At 53.9% G+C, this 18,481-nt stretch carries 20 protein-coding genes; 9 read left to right on the top strand and 11 right to left on the bottom strand.

The genetic code is table 11. The features are described 5' to 3' along the window. Positions 1-117 precede the first annotated feature (117 nt). Positions 118-1,923 carry an acyl-CoA dehydrogenase C-terminal domain-containing protein gene (locus Q1L85_RS06180; protein ID WP_300428352.1) on the top strand — a complete coding sequence of 602 codons (1,806 nt, stop codon included), beginning with the start codon at positions 118-120 and terminating at the stop codon, positions 1,921-1,923. Between the two features lie 60 nt (positions 1,924-1,983). Here the strand turns inward: Q1L85_RS06180 and Q1L85_RS06175 are convergent, their stop codons facing one another. Beyond that, on the bottom strand, positions 1,984-3,762 hold the full coding sequence (locus Q1L85_RS06175; RefSeq protein ID WP_300428353.1) for a hypothetical protein: 1,779 nt from the start codon (positions 3,760-3,762) through the stop codon (positions 1,984-1,986). A 296-nt stretch (positions 3,763-4,058) separates the two neighbouring features. On the opposite strand from Q1L85_RS06175, the gene Q1L85_RS06170 reads away from it, so the two are divergent. Continuing rightward, a complete protein-coding gene (locus Q1L85_RS06170; protein WP_300428355.1) occupies positions 4,059-4,691 on the top strand; it encodes an OmpW family protein in 633 nt (210 codons plus the stop codon). Between the two features lie 75 nt (positions 4,692-4,766). Here the strand turns inward: Q1L85_RS06170 and cls are convergent, their stop codons facing one another. The 3 genes from cls to murI form a co-directional block, all read right to left on the bottom strand. Beyond that, a complete protein-coding gene (gene cls / locus Q1L85_RS06165) occupies positions 4,767-6,164 on the bottom strand; it encodes a cardiolipin synthase (RefSeq protein ID WP_300428357.1) in 1,398 nt (465 codons plus the stop codon). Positions 6,165-6,179: 15 nt separating this feature from the next. Further along, a complete protein-coding gene (gene folE / locus Q1L85_RS06160) occupies positions 6,180-6,731 on the bottom strand; it encodes a GTP cyclohydrolase I FolE (protein WP_300432610.1) in 552 nt (183 codons plus the stop codon). A 97-nt stretch (positions 6,732-6,828) separates the two neighbouring features. Beyond that, positions 6,829-7,617: a glutamate racemase gene (gene murI / locus Q1L85_RS06155; protein WP_300426940.1), complete on the bottom strand. Its 789-nt coding sequence runs from the start codon at positions 7,615-7,617 to the stop codon at positions 6,829-6,831. Between the two features lie 150 nt (positions 7,618-7,767). Between murI and Q1L85_RS06150 the strand changes: the two genes are divergently transcribed. Next, on the top strand, positions 7,768-8,763 hold the full coding sequence (locus Q1L85_RS06150) for a DUF484 family protein (RefSeq protein WP_300426938.1): 996 nt from the start codon (positions 7,768-7,770) through the stop codon (positions 8,761-8,763). 6 nt (positions 8,764-8,769) lie between these two features. Here Q1L85_RS06150 and Q1L85_RS06145 read toward each other — a convergent pair whose 3' ends face one another. Genes Q1L85_RS06145 through Q1L85_RS06130 form a run of 4 tightly spaced genes read right to left on the bottom strand, consistent with a single transcriptional unit; the run spans position 8,770 to position 11,946 of the window. Beyond that, entirely contained in the window at positions 8,770-9,336 is a 567-nt protein-coding gene (locus Q1L85_RS06145) for a YceI family protein (RefSeq protein ID WP_300426937.1), read from the bottom strand. 54 nt (positions 9,337-9,390) lie between these two features. Beyond that, on the bottom strand, positions 9,391-9,876 hold the full coding sequence (locus Q1L85_RS06140; protein WP_300426936.1) for a DUF2489 domain-containing protein: 486 nt from the start codon (positions 9,874-9,876) through the stop codon (positions 9,391-9,393). A 59-nt stretch (positions 9,877-9,935) separates the two neighbouring features. Further along, the gene (locus Q1L85_RS06135) at positions 9,936-11,654 is read right to left on the bottom strand and encodes a SulP family inorganic anion transporter (RefSeq protein ID WP_300426935.1); all 1,719 of its coding nucleotides are present in this window, start codon (positions 11,652-11,654) and stop codon (positions 9,936-9,938) included. Further along, positions 11,641-11,946 (bottom strand): metalloregulator ArsR/SmtB family transcription factor, encoded by a 306-nt coding sequence (locus Q1L85_RS06130; protein ID WP_300426933.1) that lies wholly within the window; start codon positions 11,944-11,946, stop codon positions 11,641-11,643. Before Q1L85_RS06130 ends, Q1L85_RS06135 begins: the two co-directional genes overlap by 14 nt. A gap of 102 nt (positions 11,947-12,048) precedes the next feature. On the opposite strand from Q1L85_RS06130, the gene Q1L85_RS06125 reads away from it, so the two are divergent. Together Q1L85_RS06125 and Q1L85_RS06120 are read left to right on the top strand one after the other, a co-directional pair. After that, positions 12,049-12,912 carry an MBL fold metallo-hydrolase gene (locus tag Q1L85_RS06125; RefSeq protein ID WP_300426932.1) on the top strand — a complete coding sequence of 288 codons (864 nt, stop codon included), beginning with the start codon at positions 12,049-12,051 and terminating at the stop codon, positions 12,910-12,912. 63 nt (positions 12,913-12,975) lie between these two features. Further along, positions 12,976-13,416: a DUF695 domain-containing protein gene (locus Q1L85_RS06120; RefSeq protein ID WP_300426931.1), complete on the top strand. Its 441-nt coding sequence runs from the start codon at positions 12,976-12,978 to the stop codon at positions 13,414-13,416. 36 nt (positions 13,417-13,452) lie between these two features. Here Q1L85_RS06120 and ylqF read toward each other — a convergent pair whose 3' ends face one another. Then, on the bottom strand, positions 13,453-14,364 hold the full coding sequence (gene ylqF / locus Q1L85_RS06115; protein ID WP_300426930.1) for a ribosome biogenesis GTPase YlqF: 912 nt from the start codon (positions 14,362-14,364) through the stop codon (positions 13,453-13,455). 161 nt (positions 14,365-14,525) lie between these two features. Here ylqF and Q1L85_RS06110 point away from each other — a divergent pair, with 161 nt between their 5' ends. Further along, complete coding sequence (locus Q1L85_RS06110) at positions 14,526-14,717, top strand: hypothetical protein (RefSeq protein ID WP_300426929.1); 192 nt, start codon at positions 14,526-14,528, stop codon at positions 14,715-14,717. Positions 14,718-14,749: 32 nt separating this feature from the next. Here the strand turns inward: Q1L85_RS06110 and Q1L85_RS06105 are convergent, their stop codons facing one another. After that, positions 14,750-15,343, bottom strand: a complete 594-nt coding sequence (locus Q1L85_RS06105; protein WP_300426927.1) for a hypothetical protein — start codon at positions 15,341-15,343, stop codon at positions 14,750-14,752. Between the two features lie 137 nt (positions 15,344-15,480). Here Q1L85_RS06105 and Q1L85_RS06100 point away from each other — a divergent pair, with 137 nt between their 5' ends. The 3 genes from Q1L85_RS06100 (at position 15,481) to Q1L85_RS06090 (ending at position 17,884) form a co-directional block, all read left to right on the top strand. Further along, the gene (locus tag Q1L85_RS06100; RefSeq protein WP_300426925.1) at positions 15,481-15,795 is read left to right on the top strand and encodes a BolA family protein; all 315 of its coding nucleotides are present in this window, start codon (positions 15,481-15,483) and stop codon (positions 15,793-15,795) included. Beyond that, positions 15,785-16,435, top strand: coding sequence for an START domain-containing protein (locus tag Q1L85_RS06095; RefSeq protein ID WP_300426924.1), 651 nt, complete (start codon positions 15,785-15,787; stop codon positions 16,433-16,435). The genes Q1L85_RS06100 and Q1L85_RS06095 overlap by 11 nt, the downstream gene beginning before the upstream one ends. A gap of 84 nt (positions 16,436-16,519) precedes the next feature. Further along, positions 16,520-17,884, top strand: coding sequence for a phosphate ABC transporter substrate-binding/OmpA family protein (locus Q1L85_RS06090; RefSeq protein WP_300432605.1), 1,365 nt, complete (start codon positions 16,520-16,522; stop codon positions 17,882-17,884). A 6-nt stretch (positions 17,885-17,890) separates the two neighbouring features. On the opposite strand, the gene Q1L85_RS06085 is transcribed toward Q1L85_RS06090, so the two are convergent. Next, positions 17,891-18,466 carry a YecA family protein gene (locus tag Q1L85_RS06085; protein WP_300426922.1) on the bottom strand — a complete coding sequence of 192 codons (576 nt, stop codon included), beginning with the start codon at positions 18,464-18,466 and terminating at the stop codon, positions 17,891-17,893. Positions 18,467-18,481: the final 15 nt, after the last annotated feature.

Below are 18,481 nucleotides of genomic sequence, written 5' to 3'. Positions count from 1 at the left end.
CTGTTTTCTGCGGGGTTAACTCTGCTGACGCCCGCTGTGGTCTTACAGGCCAATGGCGGGCATCCCTCCTGCTGAAAGAATCCTGAGTGTCTGTATTTTAAACAACGAGACATTTTCATGATTCAGTACAAAGCACCACTGCGCGACATCAATTTCCTGATTAACGACGTTTTCGACTATCAGAAGCACTATCAGAATATTCCAGGCGGTGAAGAAGCCACCCCTGATATGGTCGATGCCATCATTGGCGAGGCCGCCCGTTTCAGCGAAGAAGTACTGTCACCTCTGTATCAGGTAGGTGATGAAGGCTGTAAATTCGAAGACGGTAAAGTCACCACACCTCCAGGCTTTAAAGAAGCTTACCAGCAGTATATGGAAGGCGGCTGGCAGGGTATGTCTGCGCCGGTTGAATACGGCGGCCAGGGCCTGCCTCTGTCACTGGGCGTGATCAAATCTGAGCTGATCGGTACGGCAAACTGGGTGTGGGGTATGTACCCGGGCCTGTCACTGGGCGCCATGAATACTATTTATCTGCACGGTACCGAAGAGCAGAAACAGACCTTTCTCGTACCGCTGACTGAAGGTCACTGGACCGGCACTATGTGTCTGACTGAGCCTCAGTGTGGTACTGACCTTGGTCAGGTAAAAACCAAGGCTGAGCCAAATCCGGACGGCAGCTACAACATCACCGGTACCAAGATTTTTATTTCTTCTGGTGAACACGATTTTACCGACAACATCGTTCACATCGTGCTGGCGCGTCTGCCTGATGCACCGGCCGGTACCAAAGGTATTTCTCTGTTTATTGTGCCCAAGCTGAATGTGAACGAAGACGGCAGCAACGGCGACGCGAACAATGTGACCTGTGGTTCTATCGAACACAAAATGGGTATTCACGGTTCGTCTACCTGTGTGATGAACTTCGATGGTTCGAAAGGTTTCCTGATCGGCCCTGAAAATAAAGGTCTGCATTGTATGTTCACCTTTATGAATACCGCCCGTCTGGGAACCTCTATTCAGGGGATTGGTGCCGCAGAGCTGTCCTTCCAGGGCGCATTGCCTTACGCCAAAGAGCGTCGTTCTATGCGTTCGCTGAGTGGTAAAAAGAGCCCGGATAAAGTCGCTGATGCACTGATCGTTCACCCGGATGTCCGTCGCATGCTTCTGACTCAGAAAGCCATCGCTGAGGGTGGTCGTGCCATGCTGTATTACGCAGCAACGCTGGCAGACAAAATGATGGCGTCGCACGCTGCAGGCGATATGGAAGCGTACGAAGACTGGGATGACAAACTCGGTTTCCTGACGCCTATCATGAAAGCGGGTCTGACAGAGCTGGGTTATGAAGCGGCAAACCACGGTGTTCAGGTTTACGGTGGTCATGGCTTTATCAAGGAGTGGGGCATGGAGCAGATCATCCGTGACACCCAGATTGCCAAGCTATATGAAGGTACCACCGGGGTTCAGGCGCTTGACCTTCTTGGCCGTAAGATCCTGTTGGGTCGACTGAAGTCTTTCAATGAATTCCGTGAAGTGGTGAGTGCGTTTATCAAATCACACGAAAACAAGAAAGAAATGAAGCCATTTATCCGCCGTCTGAAGCGCGCGATGCTGGCGTGGCGAATTGATACCTACCGGATTGCGTTTAAAGCAAACAAAGACCGGGACATGGTTGGTTCTGCTTCTGTCGATTACCTGATGTATTCCTGCTACGTTGTGATGGCATTCTTCTGGGCGAAAATGGCTGATGCTGCCATGACAAATATTAACGCCGGTAAGGATGTCGATTTCCACAAAGCGAAAATTCAGACAGCTGAGTTTTACTACGACCGGATTCTGCCTCGTTACAAAGCTCATGGAAAAATGATGCTGAAAGATCCAAAGACTCTGATGCAGATGGACGAAGATCACTTCATCATTTCGTGATAAGCCAATAAAAAAAGCCCCGGACTGCTTAGCAGTCCGGGGCTTTTTTATGCTTGGGTGTCAGTCCGGAAGATCATCCATCATCAGGTTCAGCCCAAAGCTCACAACCACTGTCGAGGCGTCCTTCAGTTCGCGCTTCAGCTCGTTACGGAAGCGGCTGGATACGATGTACGACAGCAGGTCACCATTCGGATGGTCTGGCAGGTTCTCCAGAGCCTTGGTCAGGTGGAAGGTCAGGCTGATATCTGCCACCTCAGTACCAACACGGATATCTATGTCGAGCATCTCCGTTGCTTTGATAAAGCTTTCACTTTCACACAGCTCCGCGAGCACAAACCGGATCAGAGCCGGTGACTCGGAAATAATCAGAGAGAAGGGCAGTCGTGTCGTGGTTTTGATGTCGTGCAGTGTTGAAGACGCATCAATGACTTCCCGGATTGTTCCGGTGATATCGACAGGCTCGGGCTCATCTGCCAGGCAGATGTCCAGATACTGGCGGAAAACGGGCAGGCGCCCCGGCAGATCTTTGTCTGCAAAATTACGGCTAAGCTCTTCGGTCAGCAGCTTTTTAAACTGATTCGACGACGTTGAACGCGCACTGTTTATAGAGCGCTCAAGACGCGCCTGTAATTTACGGATGGTGTTATTGGCCCGCTGTTGTTCCTCGTACAGCTCTTCCGTCCGCTGGGTCACTTTGTTTTCCAGAGAGATCGCAAGTTCCTGCGCCTGGCGTCCGGCAGCCTGTTCTTTTGTCTTGTCGACGATGCAGATCAGAATTTCTTTCGGGCGCGACTCATTAAACTGCAGAATCTGCAGGGTAATATCGAAATAACATTTGTCGTTGCGGAAGTTCACCATAGTGAACTCACCGTGAATTCGGGAAATACGTCCGTAAAGCAGCTGATTTATCCGCTCACGCTGTTCCGGCCCCTTGATGCCACGGATCAGATCGCGGATATGTTCCATCGGGCGCACCATCGCCTCCAGCTCATGCTGGGTTGTCGCCAGCTGACGGGCAAAGTGATTGTTGCACTCCAGGCGGTCAAGCTCTGGGAAATATCGGGCGAAGCCGAGCGATGCATTATCAATGGCGACCGACAGCTGCTCTTTGGTCTGGATCAGCTGTTGTTTCGACTGCTCCCGTTCGTGCGCGTCCTGTTTGAGGGTATCGCGCATCCGGTTAATTGCATCGGCCACCATATCGAGTTCGTCGTAGCGCGTTTTACCGCCATCAAACTCAAGCGCCTGATCGAGATTGTTCAGACTGAAGCCGCGCGCCCATTCCGCCATCGTATTGAGGCGATGCGTAATCAGAGAGCGAACAAGAAACAGTACAAAAATAGAAACAGAAAAGGTTTTGACGAACTGACTCAGGATAATAGTAACGGCTTTGTGCTTGAGGTCGTCGTAGAGCCCTGTGTAATCAACATTGATATACAGGTTGCCCAGGTGGTAGTTCTGAGAAGCACTCTGGTGAGTCAGTTCAAATGAGTATTGCTGGTCGGTACGGGCATAGATGTCGCCAGCACTCTGTACCAGCTTATTACGGCTTTCAATGTATACGTAGACAACCCCGGGAAAGTTCAGAATACCGTTCAGCTGGCTTTCAATCTGACGGTTGTCGAAGTTCCAGAGGCTGTAACTGACGCTTTGTTGATAGCTGCTCTGAATCTGGCTGAGGTGATTCTGAAACTGCGAAATTCCGCGATCGTAGTCGGAATAGAGGACATAGACTGACGCCGCCAGTGTGACAAAGAAACTGAATGCCAGAAGGTAAGACAGCAGGCGCACACCCACATGGCTTTTCTGTTGAAAGTCGTCGTGCTTCGATATGGTCAAGGCCGTAATCCTGTTGGCAAATCATTCTGTGCGCTGATGACACGGCTGACCGTAATTCACCTGCAATCAGCCTTCTATGTACTATAGGCCACAATTCGCACCTTTTCGACTCGGATAGAAAAAGTCATGCCAAGGTGGCTTAAGTAGTGGTGTATTTCTACGCCAATTGACCTGGATCGTGATTTTGCTCGCTAAGTGTCTGTCCCCACAAGGGTTTTTGATCTGAATCAACGGTGAGATACCGCGCTGATTTACTCTTGCATTGTCTTTTGATTGCACAGTGTAAGGAGTGCGAAATGATTAAATTTGTAACCACAGTGATTGCATCTGCCGTAGCGTTTGCGTCTGTGCCAGCGATGGCCTACGAGGCAGGAGATATTCAGATAAAAGCTGGTGTAATCAGTGTGATGCCGAAAGACGACAACGCCGATACCAGCGCTCTGGTCGCGGATTCGAACCTGACCATCACATCTGATACGCAACTCGGACTGACGGCGACCTATATGGTGACGCCTAATATTGGCCTTGAGTTACTGGCGGCAACACCTTTCACTCACACTGTCGAAGGTGACGGGGCGCTGGATGGCGTTGATGTGATGGAGGTCAGCCACCTGCCGCCGACCGTATCTGCTCAGTTTTACCCTATGTCTGCTGACTCTAAGATCCAGCCGTACGTTGGCCTGGGCGTGAACTATACCTTCTTCTTCGACGAGTCCGATGAGGCTGACCTGGGCAGCCGCAGCCTGAAGCCGAGTTTCGGACTGGCGTACAGCGCCGGTGTTGATTACATGGTTGATGACAAATGGCTGGTCAACGCTTCGGTCTGGAAGGTAGATATCGATACAGAAGTACGCGGGGGCGCCGCTGACGGTCTTGAGGTAGAGATTGATCCGCTGGCTGTCATGATCGCCTGCGGTTACCGCTTCTGACGGATACTTCAGAGAGACAAGCCGGGCCATGCCCGGCTTTTTTATTTGCCGCGCTTTTACCCTGAGCGCTCCGGGTCAGAGGACGGGTGCCAGCAATCTCAACAGCCGCGCCAGAAGCTGCTTCCACCAGCGCTCGTCTACGTGAGTAGGCTCGCATTTGCTGAGATCGTATTCCAGCATGGCTTCAATTTCCCGCGCGAACCCCGCGTCTCTGACCAGGGCTGCGATCTCAAAATTGATGCGCAGAGAACGGTTGTCGAGATTGGCGCTGCCAACGCTGGCCCATTCGTCGTCGATCAGCATTATCTTCTGATGGAGAAAGCCGGGGGTATAGGTATAGAACTGCACCTGTGCGCGCGACAGGGAAGCGACATAACTGCGGTTTGCCTGCGCGACCATCCAGTTATCGGAGATACCCGGAAGAATAATCCGTACGTCGACACCGCGTAATCCGGCGAGCTGCAGAGCAGAATAGACTGTCTGATCGGGGACAAAGTAGGGGCTGACCAGCCAGCAACGGCGTTTTGCACTGTTGATCATATGCGTGAAATAGAGACTCGCCGATTCGTAATAATCTGCAGGACCTGCATTGATACACATGATTTCCCGCGGGCCTGCGGGAGCGGGGGCATCCCAACAGAGGTCCGGTTCCTGTCCGGTGGCCCAGTACCAGTCTTCGGCAAATGACAGCTGGAAAGCCAGAGTGGCAGGACCGGATATGCGCATATGCGTGTCCCGCCAGTGGCCGAAGTCCGGATCGAGTCCAAGATATTCAACCCCGACGTTGTGACCACCCACAAACGCAGTATGATTATCGACGATGACGAGCTTGCGATGATTGCGGAAATTCAGGTTGGTACGGTTGCGCAGCCTGATCGGATTAAAGCGTGATACCTGAACACCGGCGTCGGTCATCTCCTGCAGGAAGTCATCATCCAGACCCCCGGAGCCGATTTCGTCGTATATCAGATACACCCGCACGCCCTCGGCGGCCTTATTGCAGAGTATGTCTGAAAAGTGCTGCCCCAGAGCATCGTCCCTGAAGGTATAGAACTGCACGCACAGGGTATGTCTCGCCGTTTGCGCGCAGTTGAGAATGGCATTGAACGTGTCTTTACCATTAATCAGCAGTTCGGTTTCATTGCCGCTGATCAGGGGGAGTCGGAAAAGTCGCTGAAGAGGCGTGCTCACCTCATCAGGACTGACCAGATAGTCACTAATCGACTGGCGGACGTGCCGCTCGATGGCACCGAGGCGATTGTCCTTGCGGCGGCGGCTGGCGCGGTAGGCACGGAATCGCCGGCTACCGAAAAAGGCATAGAAGGGAAGGGCAAGCGCGGGCATCAGCAGTAATGCCAGTACCCAGGCGACAGTGCCTTGTGCAGTGCGCCCCTGCCAGAGCGCATCAGTGGCCGCGAGAAGCCCTGCACTGTAGAGAATCAGTGGCCAGATCCACCATTCGACCGAGGCCATAGCCCTCCCGGATTATCAGAGACCAGCGAGTTGCATGAATTCCTGGCGGGTCGCCTGGTTCTCACGGAACACGCCTTTCATAACAGACGTACGCATCATGGAGTTCTGCTTCTGCACACCACGCATCATCATGCACATGTGCTGCGCTTCGATAACCACGCCGACACCGCGACAGCCCGTGACTTCTTCTACGGCATCCGCGATCTGCTTGGTCAGGTTTTCCTGAATCTGCAGACGGCGGGCGAACAGGTCAACAATGCGCGCGAACTTAGAGAGCCCAAGCACCTGACCATCGGGCAGATAACCAATATGGCAGCGTCCGATGAACGGCAGAACGTGATGTTCACATAATGAGTAGAACTCAATGCCCTGTACGACGACCATTTCGTCGTTCTCACTGGTGAAAACTGCGCCGTTGATCACTTCCTTGATGTCAGTGGTGTAACCACTGGTCAGGAACTGCATCGCTTTCGCGGCGCGCTTTGGGGTGTCCAGCAGGCCTTCACGGCTGGTGTCCTCGCCCAGTTCTGCCAGTACTTCTTGGTACAGAGACTCTAATTTCGACATGTAATTTCCGTTAATGGTTTCTATCGTCGGGGATATTGCCCGGTCATTCTACTCAATTATTTAAAACTTATACAAAGTTTTTGGTGTGTATAAGAATTTACACCAGCAACCGACCCGCGTCTTTTAATGGCCCGAGCTGACTGAGGAAGCGCTTAACCGCTTCGGGTTCCTGTGTTCCGGTCCAGTTACAGCTCAGGCTGGTGTCTTCATCCGCGATACCCCGGAACACCCGCGCAGACTGCCTTGCCACGGCGGCGCCTGAATCAATCCAGTGAATCTCTGGCCAGAGCAGCTCAAGTTCGTCCCGTAACAGGGGAAAGTGGGTACAGCCAAGCACCACATGACGCATATCCGGATGCTGAGCCAGCCAGTTGCCGATCAGGCCATGAAGTGCCGCACGGGTATCAACCCCCGCGATGTGCTGCTCTGCCAGGTCGACAAGTTCACTGCAACCAAAACGTTCGATCCGGCAGTCGGATGCAAAATCGTCAATCAGAGCCTGCGTGTAGGATCGACTGACGGTGGCAGGCGTTGCCAGCAGACCGAAGCAGAGGTTGTCCGTCCTGCGACATTGCTCACCTGCGACCCGGATGGCCGGTACGACGCCTACCACGGGTAGCTCCAGCGCTTCCCGTAACTGCGATAACGCCAGAGTACTGGCTGTATTGCACGCTAGAACCAGCATAGAAGGGGAGAAACTGCTCACTGCCGCTTTGCAGACGCTGACAATGCGCTCGGCCAGCAGGCCGTCGGCACGGATACCATAGGGGAACATCTCTGAATCCATCAGGTAACGGATATGAACTCCGGGAAGTGCCTTACGTACTTCAGTAAGAATACTGAGCCCGCCGACACCGGAGTCAAATATCAGAATGGAATCAGACATAGTTCAGAGATACAGGTAAAGCGCGCAGTATATCAAATAAAAATTCGACTCACCCGGGCGAAAATCCAAATAGTGACTACACTTGTGTCGGGAACCTTTTTTCTGGTGTCGGACCAGAGAAATGTCAGGACCACTGGGAGCTGTAACTGTTTGGAACTGCAGGAATTACTTGAGAATGCCCGGCGCAATGAAGCGCTGCTGAAACGACTTCAGGCATTCGAACTTCAATTATTGTCAGCACAGAACTGGCAGGACTTTCTGACCCTGCTGCTTGAAGCACTTCCTTCTCAATTCGAACTGGACGCCGTCAGCCTCCGGGTGTGTGATCCGGACGGGGATCTGAAAGCCTCGATGCTGCAGTCGCTCGATATCGACCAGGGCGTGATGCTTAATCAGATCGAATTTAAAAGTTCGATGCCAGTGATCAAGGCTGGCGCGATTTCTCCGCCGCCCCCCTGGCGCAGTGGACTGGGGCTGCCGCTGATGCGCAACGGCGAATACCTCGGTGTACTGAATCTGTATTCATCAAACTCTGAGCGCTTCCAGAGCGGTATGGCGACTGATTTCATGCAGCATCTGGCGGCGGTGATTGCTGCCTGTCTGGTCATGGTGAAGCAATCAGAGCAACAGGCGCTTCTTGCCCTGACTGATCCGCTGACCGGCGCCGAAAACCGTCGTGGTTTTGAGCGTGTTTACTCCCGTGAGTGGGCCAGAGGTCAGCGCCAGTATCACGTATTTTCTATGATCCTGATGGACGTCGACTTCTTTAAAAAGGTCAATGATGTTCATGGGCATGGTACCGGCGACAGGGTACTTAAGATGCTATGCAAAACTCTGCGCAACACGATACGACCGACGGATCACATCGGACGACTCGGTGGGGAAGAATTTGCACTGCTGCTGCCGGGCTGTCAGCCAGATCAACTCTTGTCTGTCGCGGGCCGTGTTCAGCAGGCAATCCGCGATATGGTGGTTCTGAATGATGAACAGAAGCGGGTTCCGGTGACGGCGTCCGGAAGTTTTATGTCCGTCACCCCGCGCCCCCATCAGAACCTGGAGCTATCGCAGATTATTGATCACCTGGATGGCTTTCTTTATCAGGCAAAGGCGCAGGGGCGGGACCGCTTCCTGGACGCCTCTGCCTGACTCAGCTCAGCGGCTGAACAGCAGATTAAATGAGACGGGAACAGTCGCTGAAATTTCTTTCAGGCCTGCAACGTTACGCAGGGCTTCGATACCGGCAGCAACGCCGAAATCTTCTGCCTTAAGAAGAACCGGGCGGGTGCTCACGACAGCCACGGTTTTATCCATCGCGGGCATAACCAGTACCTCAGTTTCGAGTGTTTTGGTCACGCCGTGGAAGTTCAGCTGCACGGGCAGAGACACTGACGATGTTTTACCTGCCAGGGCAGCGTTGAGGATATGCTCCGGAATCACGGCACTGATCTCAGCCTTGGGAAACTCAGTCACTTCGAACAGCATCTTCAGCAGGCGTTCATCACGGATCGGAATACCGGTATCGGCACTGCTGAGATCAATCGAAACAGTGGCTTTGCCTTTGTCTGTCACCTTGCCCGTCAGGCTGCGGAAGTGATGAACTTCAGTAATATTGGTATTTTTGGTGGACAGAAAAGTAACGTCTGATTCGTCCGTCAGCGTCCAGTTTGCCAGGGCGAGTGGGCTGCAGATCAGCAGGCCGGTGGCCAGTAATTTTTTCATGTGGGCTCCGTATATCGTTATATAAGTTTCAGTGCGACCACACCGGAGCAGAAATTACTGCAACAAAGTTACCTGTGGGAAACTGTATGCCGCCAGCCAGCGGAATTCGCGTGTGACTGAGGCTTTGTTCTGGTCTTCCAGACGCAGGCGCTCTCTATCAATAGCAAATTGTTGTTTCGGTGTCAGCGCTTTATACGCTTCGAGTATCGGCATAGTGCGTGTGGCTTCATAGTGATCGCGGACAGTTTTCAGTTCCTGCATCTCCCACACGGCCGGGTCGAGCCCGTTCAGCAGGTACTGAATACGCAGGACGCCTTCGGTAATGTCACACTGTTCCTGCACCACCGAGCTGGCGATAAAGCGGATATCCTGCACCAGTCCTTCCTGATATTTGCGCAGTTGCAGTTCGGCTTCCGCTTCTTCTGCACGCTGCTCTGCCTGCATTTTCTTCACCTGTCGGGTCAGGTGCAGCGCATAGCCTGAAAGCACCAGAATGACGATCGCTGCAGCAATCAGAAGTATCAGATGTAATGTCGGCACAAGCGGTCTCCGTGGTTGTTGGCCTACATTTTAACGGCCCGGCGGGCAGGACTTAAACCTTAAATTGTATAATGTTCTTCGCTTTCTTCTTCCTGCCGCTGCAGGTAGCGGATTGCGTCGGCGGTGGTAAAGAACACTCTGCCGGGATACAGGTCATCAATCAGACTGCTGTTCTCCAGCTGGTCCATTACCGGGCCTTTAAATTCCGCAAGATGTAATTGCACGGATTCTTCGCGCAGACGTTCATTAAGCAGTTCCAGTGCTTCCAGACCACAGAAATCCACATGGTTAATCGCGGTGCCTACAATAATCACCTGGTGAATAGTACGGTCGTCTGTGATCCGCCTGAGAACATAGTCGATAAGATAGTCGCTGTTGGCGAAATAGAGATTCTCATCCACGCGGATCAGCAGCACCCCCGGGACCGTCCGTACTTTATGGCGCAGCACGTTACGGAATTGCTCGGACCCCTGAAGCTGTCCGATTTCGGCAATATGAGGTTGGCTTGTGCGACGGAGATAGATAACAAGTGACAGCGCCGCGCCCGCGAGGATGCCGGTTTCTGCATTGATGATCAGTACCGTTGCGAAAGTGACCAGCCAGACAATGCCGTCGGAGCGCTGGAAACGCCAGGCTTTAATGCCGTCATGCCAGCGGAACAAAGGCCAGGTGGCGACGACGATCAGTGCCCCCAGCGCCGCTTTCGGCAGATATTCAAACCAGTCAGTCGCCATCAGGGCGACGCTGGCCATCAGAATAAACGTCACCACGCCAGACCATTGGCTGCGTGCGCCACTGTTTACCATGACCATACTGCGGCCAAAGCCGCCGGCAACGGGCATGGCCTGACTGACGCCTGCAGCGATATTGGCAGCGCTCAGCGCGAGCAGTTCGTTATTCGGGAGAATTCGGCGCCGCTGATCCCGTGCCATGGTGTTTGCAATCGACAGGCTCTCAAGAAAAATAATCAACGACAGGGCCGCCGAGGGCACCAGCAGAGCTTCCCAGTTAAGCGCCATAATGTCGGGAATCACCATGTCCGGCCAGCCCTGGGGGACGGTGCCCACCGTGTCCGTCTCCAGCGACAGAAACCAAACCGCAGCCGCCCCCGACAGAATCAGAACCAGCGCACCCAGACGGTTTATCAGGGTACGGATACTGTCTGCCAGCGGCAGGCGGTGAGTAATACGGGGAGCGACCTTCTGCCACAACAGCAACAGAAAAATGCCACTGATTCCAAGAATGACCGGTACGGCCTGAATATTCTGCCAATGCGCCGACAGATACGTCAGCGGCTCCCAGCCCGGGCCACCTTTAGGGATATCCAGCCCGGTAAAATATTTAAGCTGACTGAGAATAATGACGATGGCCGCAGCGCTGGTAAAACCGGACACCACCGAGTGACTGATGAAGGAGGTCCAGCTGCCAAGCCCGATGGCGTAAAACACCAGCAGCCAGGCTCCGGTGAGCAGAGCAAGCAGCGCCGCGTACGCAGGATAGTCGGCCGCCCCCGGACTGACGACCCCACTCAGTGAACTTAACGTCAGCAGAGAAATAATCGCCACAGGCCCAACCGCGAGCGTTGGGCTGGTGCCCAGAATGGCGTACGCAATCAGAGGAAGCAGGGCAGAAAAAAGCCCGGCCTGAGGTGGAAGCCCTGCAAGAAACGCATAAGCGATGGCCTGAGGGACGAGCATGATGGTGACTATCAGGCCTGAAGTAATGTCTGGCAGAAGCCAGTTTTTGTCCCATGGAACCAGGGTATTAGTTATTTTCATCGACCGATCCATACAGGCGGTTCAGCAGGGTTATCATCTCGGCGGCCCGCGTATCGCTGAGGCGATACAACACAGACTGAGACGCACGCCGACTGCTGACCAGGCGTTCGTTTCTGAGCCACGCCAGGTGTTGAGACATGGCTGACTGGCTGAGGTCTATCCGGTTGCACAGGGCAGAAACAGACAGCTCGCCGTGTTTCAGAGTGCAGAGAATATCCAGGCGGTGCTCATTTCCCATGGCCTTCAACAGCCTGACGGCTGCCGCACGATTCTTACTGGCTGACTGTGTCATTTTAGCTCCGCTGCCTCGCCTGATTGGTTGAATTGTATATTGCTAAATAAGAATATTCTAATACAATAATCAAAGTTCAGGGCGAGACAGAGGACTACCCCGATGACGCATCAGGTTCGTAGCTACCTTCATAAAGATACATCGACTTTCACTCATCTGCTTATTGATGAGGCCAGAAAACGCTGCGCGATTGTTGATCCTGTGATGGATTACGATGCAAAGTCTGGCCGGACGTCAGTCGCGTCGGCGGAAGACATTCTGGATACCATCCGCGCAGAAGGTCTGGCGTGTGATTTCATTCTTGAAACGCATGCCCATGCGGATCACCTGTCTGCCGCTGACTGGCTGCGCCAACAGACCGGTGCACAGATCGTCATCGGGGGAGGTATTGTCGGAGTGCAGAGCATCTTCGCCGGTATTTTTAATGAAGACAGCCGTTTCGCCACCGACGGCTCGCAATTTGATCTGTTGCTGCAGGACGGCGAACTCCTGATGCTGGGCGAGACAGAAATCCGTGTGATGGCGACACCCGGGCATACGCCGGCCTGCGTGAGTTATCTTGTGGGCGATACCGACGTGTTTGTGGGAGACACGTTGTTTATGCCGGATGTGGGAACTGCGCGATGTGATTTCCCCGGCGGTGATGCCGGGACGCTGTTTGATTCTATACAGAAGCTGCTTGCGCTCGGAGATGACGTGCAGTTGCACCTGTGTCATGACTACCCGCCATCCGATCGTGAGCTGAGCAGTGTCGTAACGGTGGCAGAGCAGAAAAAAGATAACATTCATGTTGGTGCCGGCCACACCCGCGAAGAGTTTATCCGGATGCGCGCAGAGCGCGATGCCAGTCTTGAAGCACCGCGTCTGATTCTTCCGTCGCTGCAGGTAAATATCCGCGCAGGCGCATTTCCTGAACCGGAAGAAAATGGTGTCAGCTACCTGAAGATCCCATTAAACCGGCTGTGATTGGCAATTCAGCGGTTATCCGTTAGTCTGGTATAAACAGATGGAATAAGAAGGAAAGCCACCATGCTGGTTAACAATCGTTGGGTACGGGCATCCGGGACCTTGCAGGAGAAACCCATCAGCATTCAGTACCGTGAAGACTGGACGCTGGCGCGGGATTCCGGCAAATACCCTTTATGTGTTCAGATTGCCTGGCATGCACAGTCGCTGGACGACAGCACTGGTTTTCCTGCAGTGGCCGAGCAGGCCCGCATCGTTGCCTTCACCGAGCATCTGCAGACCCGGCTGGAGCCGGATGAAACGTCGGTTGTGGCGATGATGATCACCCATGACGGTATCAATCAGTGGATTATCTATACCAGTGATCTTGAAAAGCTGAAAGCAGGGCTGGACAGCGTACCGACAGACGAAGGCCTGTATCCGATTGAGGTCGTAGCCGACCCGGACGAAGAATGGCAGACCTTTATTCAGGTACATGAGCGGATTGATACCACCGAAGCCTGAGGGTAACGATGGCGACTGAAGAGGCTGAGTATTTACTCAGCCTTTTTTATTGGCGCTTTCTTCTTCTGCCGCTTCTGCTTCAAGGCGCAGGCGTTCTATTTCAGCCAGTTCTGTAGCAACCATATCGGGAGTTTCCAGCGAAATACGCCCGATTTTCCCAGCGCGCATTTCGTGCAATACCAGTTCTGATGCTTTGTGCAGGTCGGCAATGCCACCGGCACGCAGGCACCCGCGCTTGGCTGCAATGGTATTCAGCAGCTTCTCAGCAGTCTCCGGCATCTCCTTCAGCTTGAAGCGGGCCGACAGTTCGTCCGCATACGCGGTACGCAGATAGCCCAGCGCAAACAGAGCGACATCTGTGTACTCAATCGCGGTATCTTTCACGGCACCACTGGCTGCGAGCCGGTAGCCACTGAGTTCATTCTCAAACTTTGGCCAGAGAATTCCGGGGGTGTCGGACAGAACGATGCCATTTTTGAGATCAATCATCTGATTCGCTTTGGTCACTGCAGGCTCATTACCGGTGCGGGCAATGTAGCGTCCCGCCAGCGCATTGATCAGGGTCGACTTCCCGACGTTAGGGATGCCCATGATCATGACCCGGACCACGAGGTTCTTCTCCAGACGCGCTGCTCCGACTTTCCTGGCCATATTGATCAGCTGTTTGACCTGCTTCCTGTCTTCCGCGACCAGAGGCAATGCTGTGGTGTTGTCCTGTGCATTAAAGTGGTCAGCCCAGGCCCTGGTGATGGCCGGGTCGGCGAGGTCGGCCTTGTTCAGTACCTTGATACAGGGCTTGTCACGGCGGAGTTCATCGACCATCGGGTTGGTACTGGAGAAGGGCAGGCGGGAATCCAGCACTTCAATCACCAGATCAATGTCGGGCATCGCCTCACTGATCTTCTTCCGGGCCTTGTTCATGTGCCCGGGGAACCACTGAATTGCCATAGCGTATATTCTCAATTGACGAACTGCTTTCGGGGCGGCACATTGTAATGCATGGGCGAGGGAGAGCAACCGCAGAGCTGACACGTGATTGTCACCAGGTTGCGGTACTCATAGCACAGAGTACGGCCCCCGGCCGGATACCATTGGGATTGGAGAGAATTATGGATCTCTTGCCTGATAACTATGTGGAGACTGCCAAGAAACAGGGGCGGCAGGCGTCAGCGACTGTCTCCGGGCGTCGCCGGGAAGGGTTTCTGATGGGGAACCGGTTTATCTTCTCGGATCAACACGAGTTACTCTGGATGGAAGCAGGTCCCGGCGAATTCCGGGAACTGCGGATCTGGCGCAAATAACAGTGGCCAGATACAGGCTCTGACTGAGGCGATCAGTCAGCAAATACTGAGGCAGGCGTTTCTTCAGCGTTTTCCTGCCCGGGGCCGTTCGCTGCTTCAATCTGCGTCTCAAGTGCTGCGGGTGCTTTCTCAATCGCGCCGGTTTCAGGGTACTGAACAGCTTCTTCGGCGGATTCATTGCTCGCCGCTGGTGTTGGCTCAGCGGGCGCTACTTCTTTTGCCGCTTTCTTTTCCAGCTTCTCACGTTGTTTTTCCAACTTAGTGATCTGGCGTTCCTGCTGCGCCCAGTAGCCGCTGCGGAAATCTACATCACGGATGCCGTTTTCTTCCGCAATACTGGTGGCAATGGCCTTTGCTGATTCATCGGCATCGCGCGCCATCAGTTTGCGTTCACCACTTTCTATCCGGGCGAACAGATCGATCAGCGCGTGGGACAATACTTCCTGTGCGACATCATCACGACCCTTACGGAAACGGCGCGCAACCATGCCCAGCATGGCAAGGTCATTCGCGTCCAGACGCAGTGTTACCTCCGCCAGAGAGAGTTCTTTCTCCTGGAGTTCACGTTCTTCTTCGTAGTAGCGATCAATCAGAGAGTGGGTACGTGGGGTTTCAGTATCCTGCATTGTCCTGCTTCCGTCGGTGAATAAAAATAAGCCTGATACTGTAGCGATAAGACTGACCGGTGTGCAACCGCGTTGGTCTTGTTTATAGTAGGGATGTCCTGTCAGGATACGCCAGCAAATCAATTACGGAAGTTCTAATGTCCAGCGTACAGCAGAGCATAGAAACACGGCTGTCGGCTCTCAGCCCGCTACATCTTCAGATAGACAACGAAAGCCACATGCACTCCGGCCCGGCGAGTGACTCCCATTTTAAGATTACCCTGGTGTCTGATGCTTTCTCTGGCCTGCGTGCCGTCGCTCGTCACCAGAAAGTGTACGGTCTGCTACAGGAAGAACTTCAGGGGCCGGTTCACGCGCTGGCTCTGCACCTGTATGCACCGGATGAGTGGCAGGACCCTGCACAGGTACCTGTATCCCCGAACTGCATGGGGGGCAGCAAGCATGATCATTAAACGCAGTCTCATCTTCTGCCTGATGTGGGCAACAGCGTCTGTCAGCTGGGCGGGCGACTGGAAGGAAGCAACCTACGACAAAGACGATGACATCCGTGTATACACCCGTTCGGTCAAAGACTCTGATATGAACGCCTTCCGGGCCGTCACTCACGTCAGAAGTACGCTGACGGCGCCCATTGCGCTGCTGCAGGATACGGATCGCACTCACGATTGGGTGTTCAACTGCAAAGCCATGGCGTTGATTGAAGAACTTAACGACAAAGAAGCCGTGTATTACATGGTGACTGAAATGCCCTGGCCGGTGAAAAACCGTGACAGCATTTCTCAGACAACGATTTCGCAGGACCCGTCAACTGGCGTCGTCCGCGTTGACGTCACCGCTCGCAACGACGTGTTTCCTGAAAACGACGATCATATCCGTATCCGCCGCATGGACGGTTACTGGCAGTTCGCGCCTCAGGGTGATGGTGTGATTGAGGTCACTTACGAGGCTCATGCTGATCCGGGCGGCGGCCTGCCGTCCTGGCTGGTGAACAGCTTTGTGGTGGATGCACCGCTGAATACCCTGCGGGGTTTCCGCAAGCTTATTTCTGATGAGGCTTATCAGACGGCTCAGCGGCCATATATAACCGATTGATTTAAAAGCGAAAAACCGCTTTGTCATAAAAATGTCATAAAAGTCAGGTAGTGTGTCGCGCGGTGAATAAGGCAGTACCCGCTAATGAAAAAAATACTCCGCCCGGCTTTTCTGACACTTCTCTTGGTTTCTGGCGCTGTACAGGCGCAGGAACTCTTCTCGGAGCTTTCTGCTGGTTATTACGAGAAGCTTTTCCGGATTGATGGCTCCAACACCATCGGGGCCGAGCTTGCTCCGGCACTGGTTAAGTCCTGGATGGTCAGTCGTGGGGCTGAGCAGGTTCAGAGCGTCAGTAACGGTGGTGGAAACGAAGTCCGTATCAGTGGATATGTGCCGGTAGTGTCGGCTCATATTTATGTGGATATCGCCGCTCATGGCTCGGGCACGGGCTTTAAGGCGCTTGCTCAGGGCGCCACAGATATCGCAGCGGCTTCGCGCCCGGTCAAAGACAAAGAGCAGGCTGCCATGCCTGCCGTCAATCTGTCTTCGGCGGAGAGTGAGCATGTAGTAGGTATTGATGGTCTGGCGATCATCGTTCATCCGGAAAACCCGCTGCAGCAGCTACAGGTGACGCAGATCCGCGATCTGTTCACCGGCAGAATTTCAAACTGGAAAGAACTGGGTGGTCTGGATGAACCCGTCTCGGTGTTTGCGCGTGATGAAAATTCCGGCACCTGGGACAGCTTCCGCCACATGGTGCTGGGCAGTGCAGCACTGCGTGAGGGGACTCCACGCTTTGAGTCAAACAATGATCTGTCCGACCGGGTATCAGTGACGCCCGGAGCCGTGGGCTTTGTCGGCCTGGCGTCAGTGCGTAATGCCCGCGCGATTGCGGTTTCCGCGGGGCAGGCAGCAGGGCTCTTCCCTGAGAAGCTGACCGTGGCCACCGAAGACTATGCGCTTTCACGTCGCCTGTATCTGTACACGGCGGGACGCCCGGCGAACGCGTATGTCAGAGACTTCCTTGAGTTTGCTGCGCACGAGGGGCAGGAGCAGGTTGCAGAAGTAGGGTTTGTATCTCAGTCGGTGACGGCAGTAAAACCAGCCTATCAGGCTCAGTTACCGGATCAGATCCGCAAAACCACCGAAGGGGCGTACCGGCTGACAGTGAACTTCCGTTTTGAAGAAGGCAGCGCCCGCCTTGATAACAAGGCTCAGCGTGATGTGGACCGCCTGCTGGAGTTTGTTTCCGACTATCCTGAAGCTGAAGTCATCCTGCTTGGATTCGGTGATAGCCGCGGTAATGAGACTATGACTCAGTTGCTGTCTAAGCACAGAGCCATGGCAGTCAGTCGGGCACTGCGGCAGGCAGCGGTTTATCCGAAACTGGTTACCGGCTACGGTTCTGAACTTCCGGTTGCGGATGTGGAAGGCAATGACGGCCGTCAGAAAAACAGCCGGGTCGAAGTCTGGGTGAGGCAGCCACACGATGTGGCTAACCTGTTCTGAGGCGGATCAGTTGCCGCCGTTGAGCATCAGATAGAGTTCTACGACGGCCGCAGGGATGTTGCCGCACATCTGATCTGAAAGCTCGACATCTTCATCAATGTCCGCCATTTCCGGCTCGTCCATAAACAGGCCTGAAGCATACATAATCGGGAAGAGGTGCTGTGCTACAGTCTCTTCCCGTTCTGCATACCAGCTGGCTTCGTTCAGCAATACTGCAGACATAAAGCCCATCGCCCAGCTTTCCAGTGGTGGTTCGCCATCGTCATCGAGCAGCGTCAGGTCACACGGAACAGGAAAATCCTGACCGGAATCGAGCCACGCCTGAATTTCTTTTGCCAGGCCGTTCATCAGGTAGCTCAGGGTCTCTTTCTGATCCTTTTTGAATCCCGTCTGTTCATCGAATGCACCTTCCCACACGGCTGTCAGCTCGAACTCGGTCGGGCCGGCGAGCAGGCCAGTGATAAAGCCGTGTACGGCAAAAAAGTCGAAACTGTCGCTACGCTCTGCTTCGTCTTCAAGCAGGGTACCTAAGGTTTCCAGTTCTTCTTCAGACAGTGCTGGGATACTATTCAGGTCGGTCATATCATTCTCCAGAAT

The organism is uncultured Thalassolituus sp. (assembly GCF_950066645.1).
GTDB lineage: Bacteria > Pseudomonadota > Gammaproteobacteria > Pseudomonadales > Oceanobacteraceae > Thalassolituus.
The sequence above is the reverse complement of the archived record's forward strand: the minus strand, read 5'-3'. Positions and strand labels throughout refer to the sequence as shown.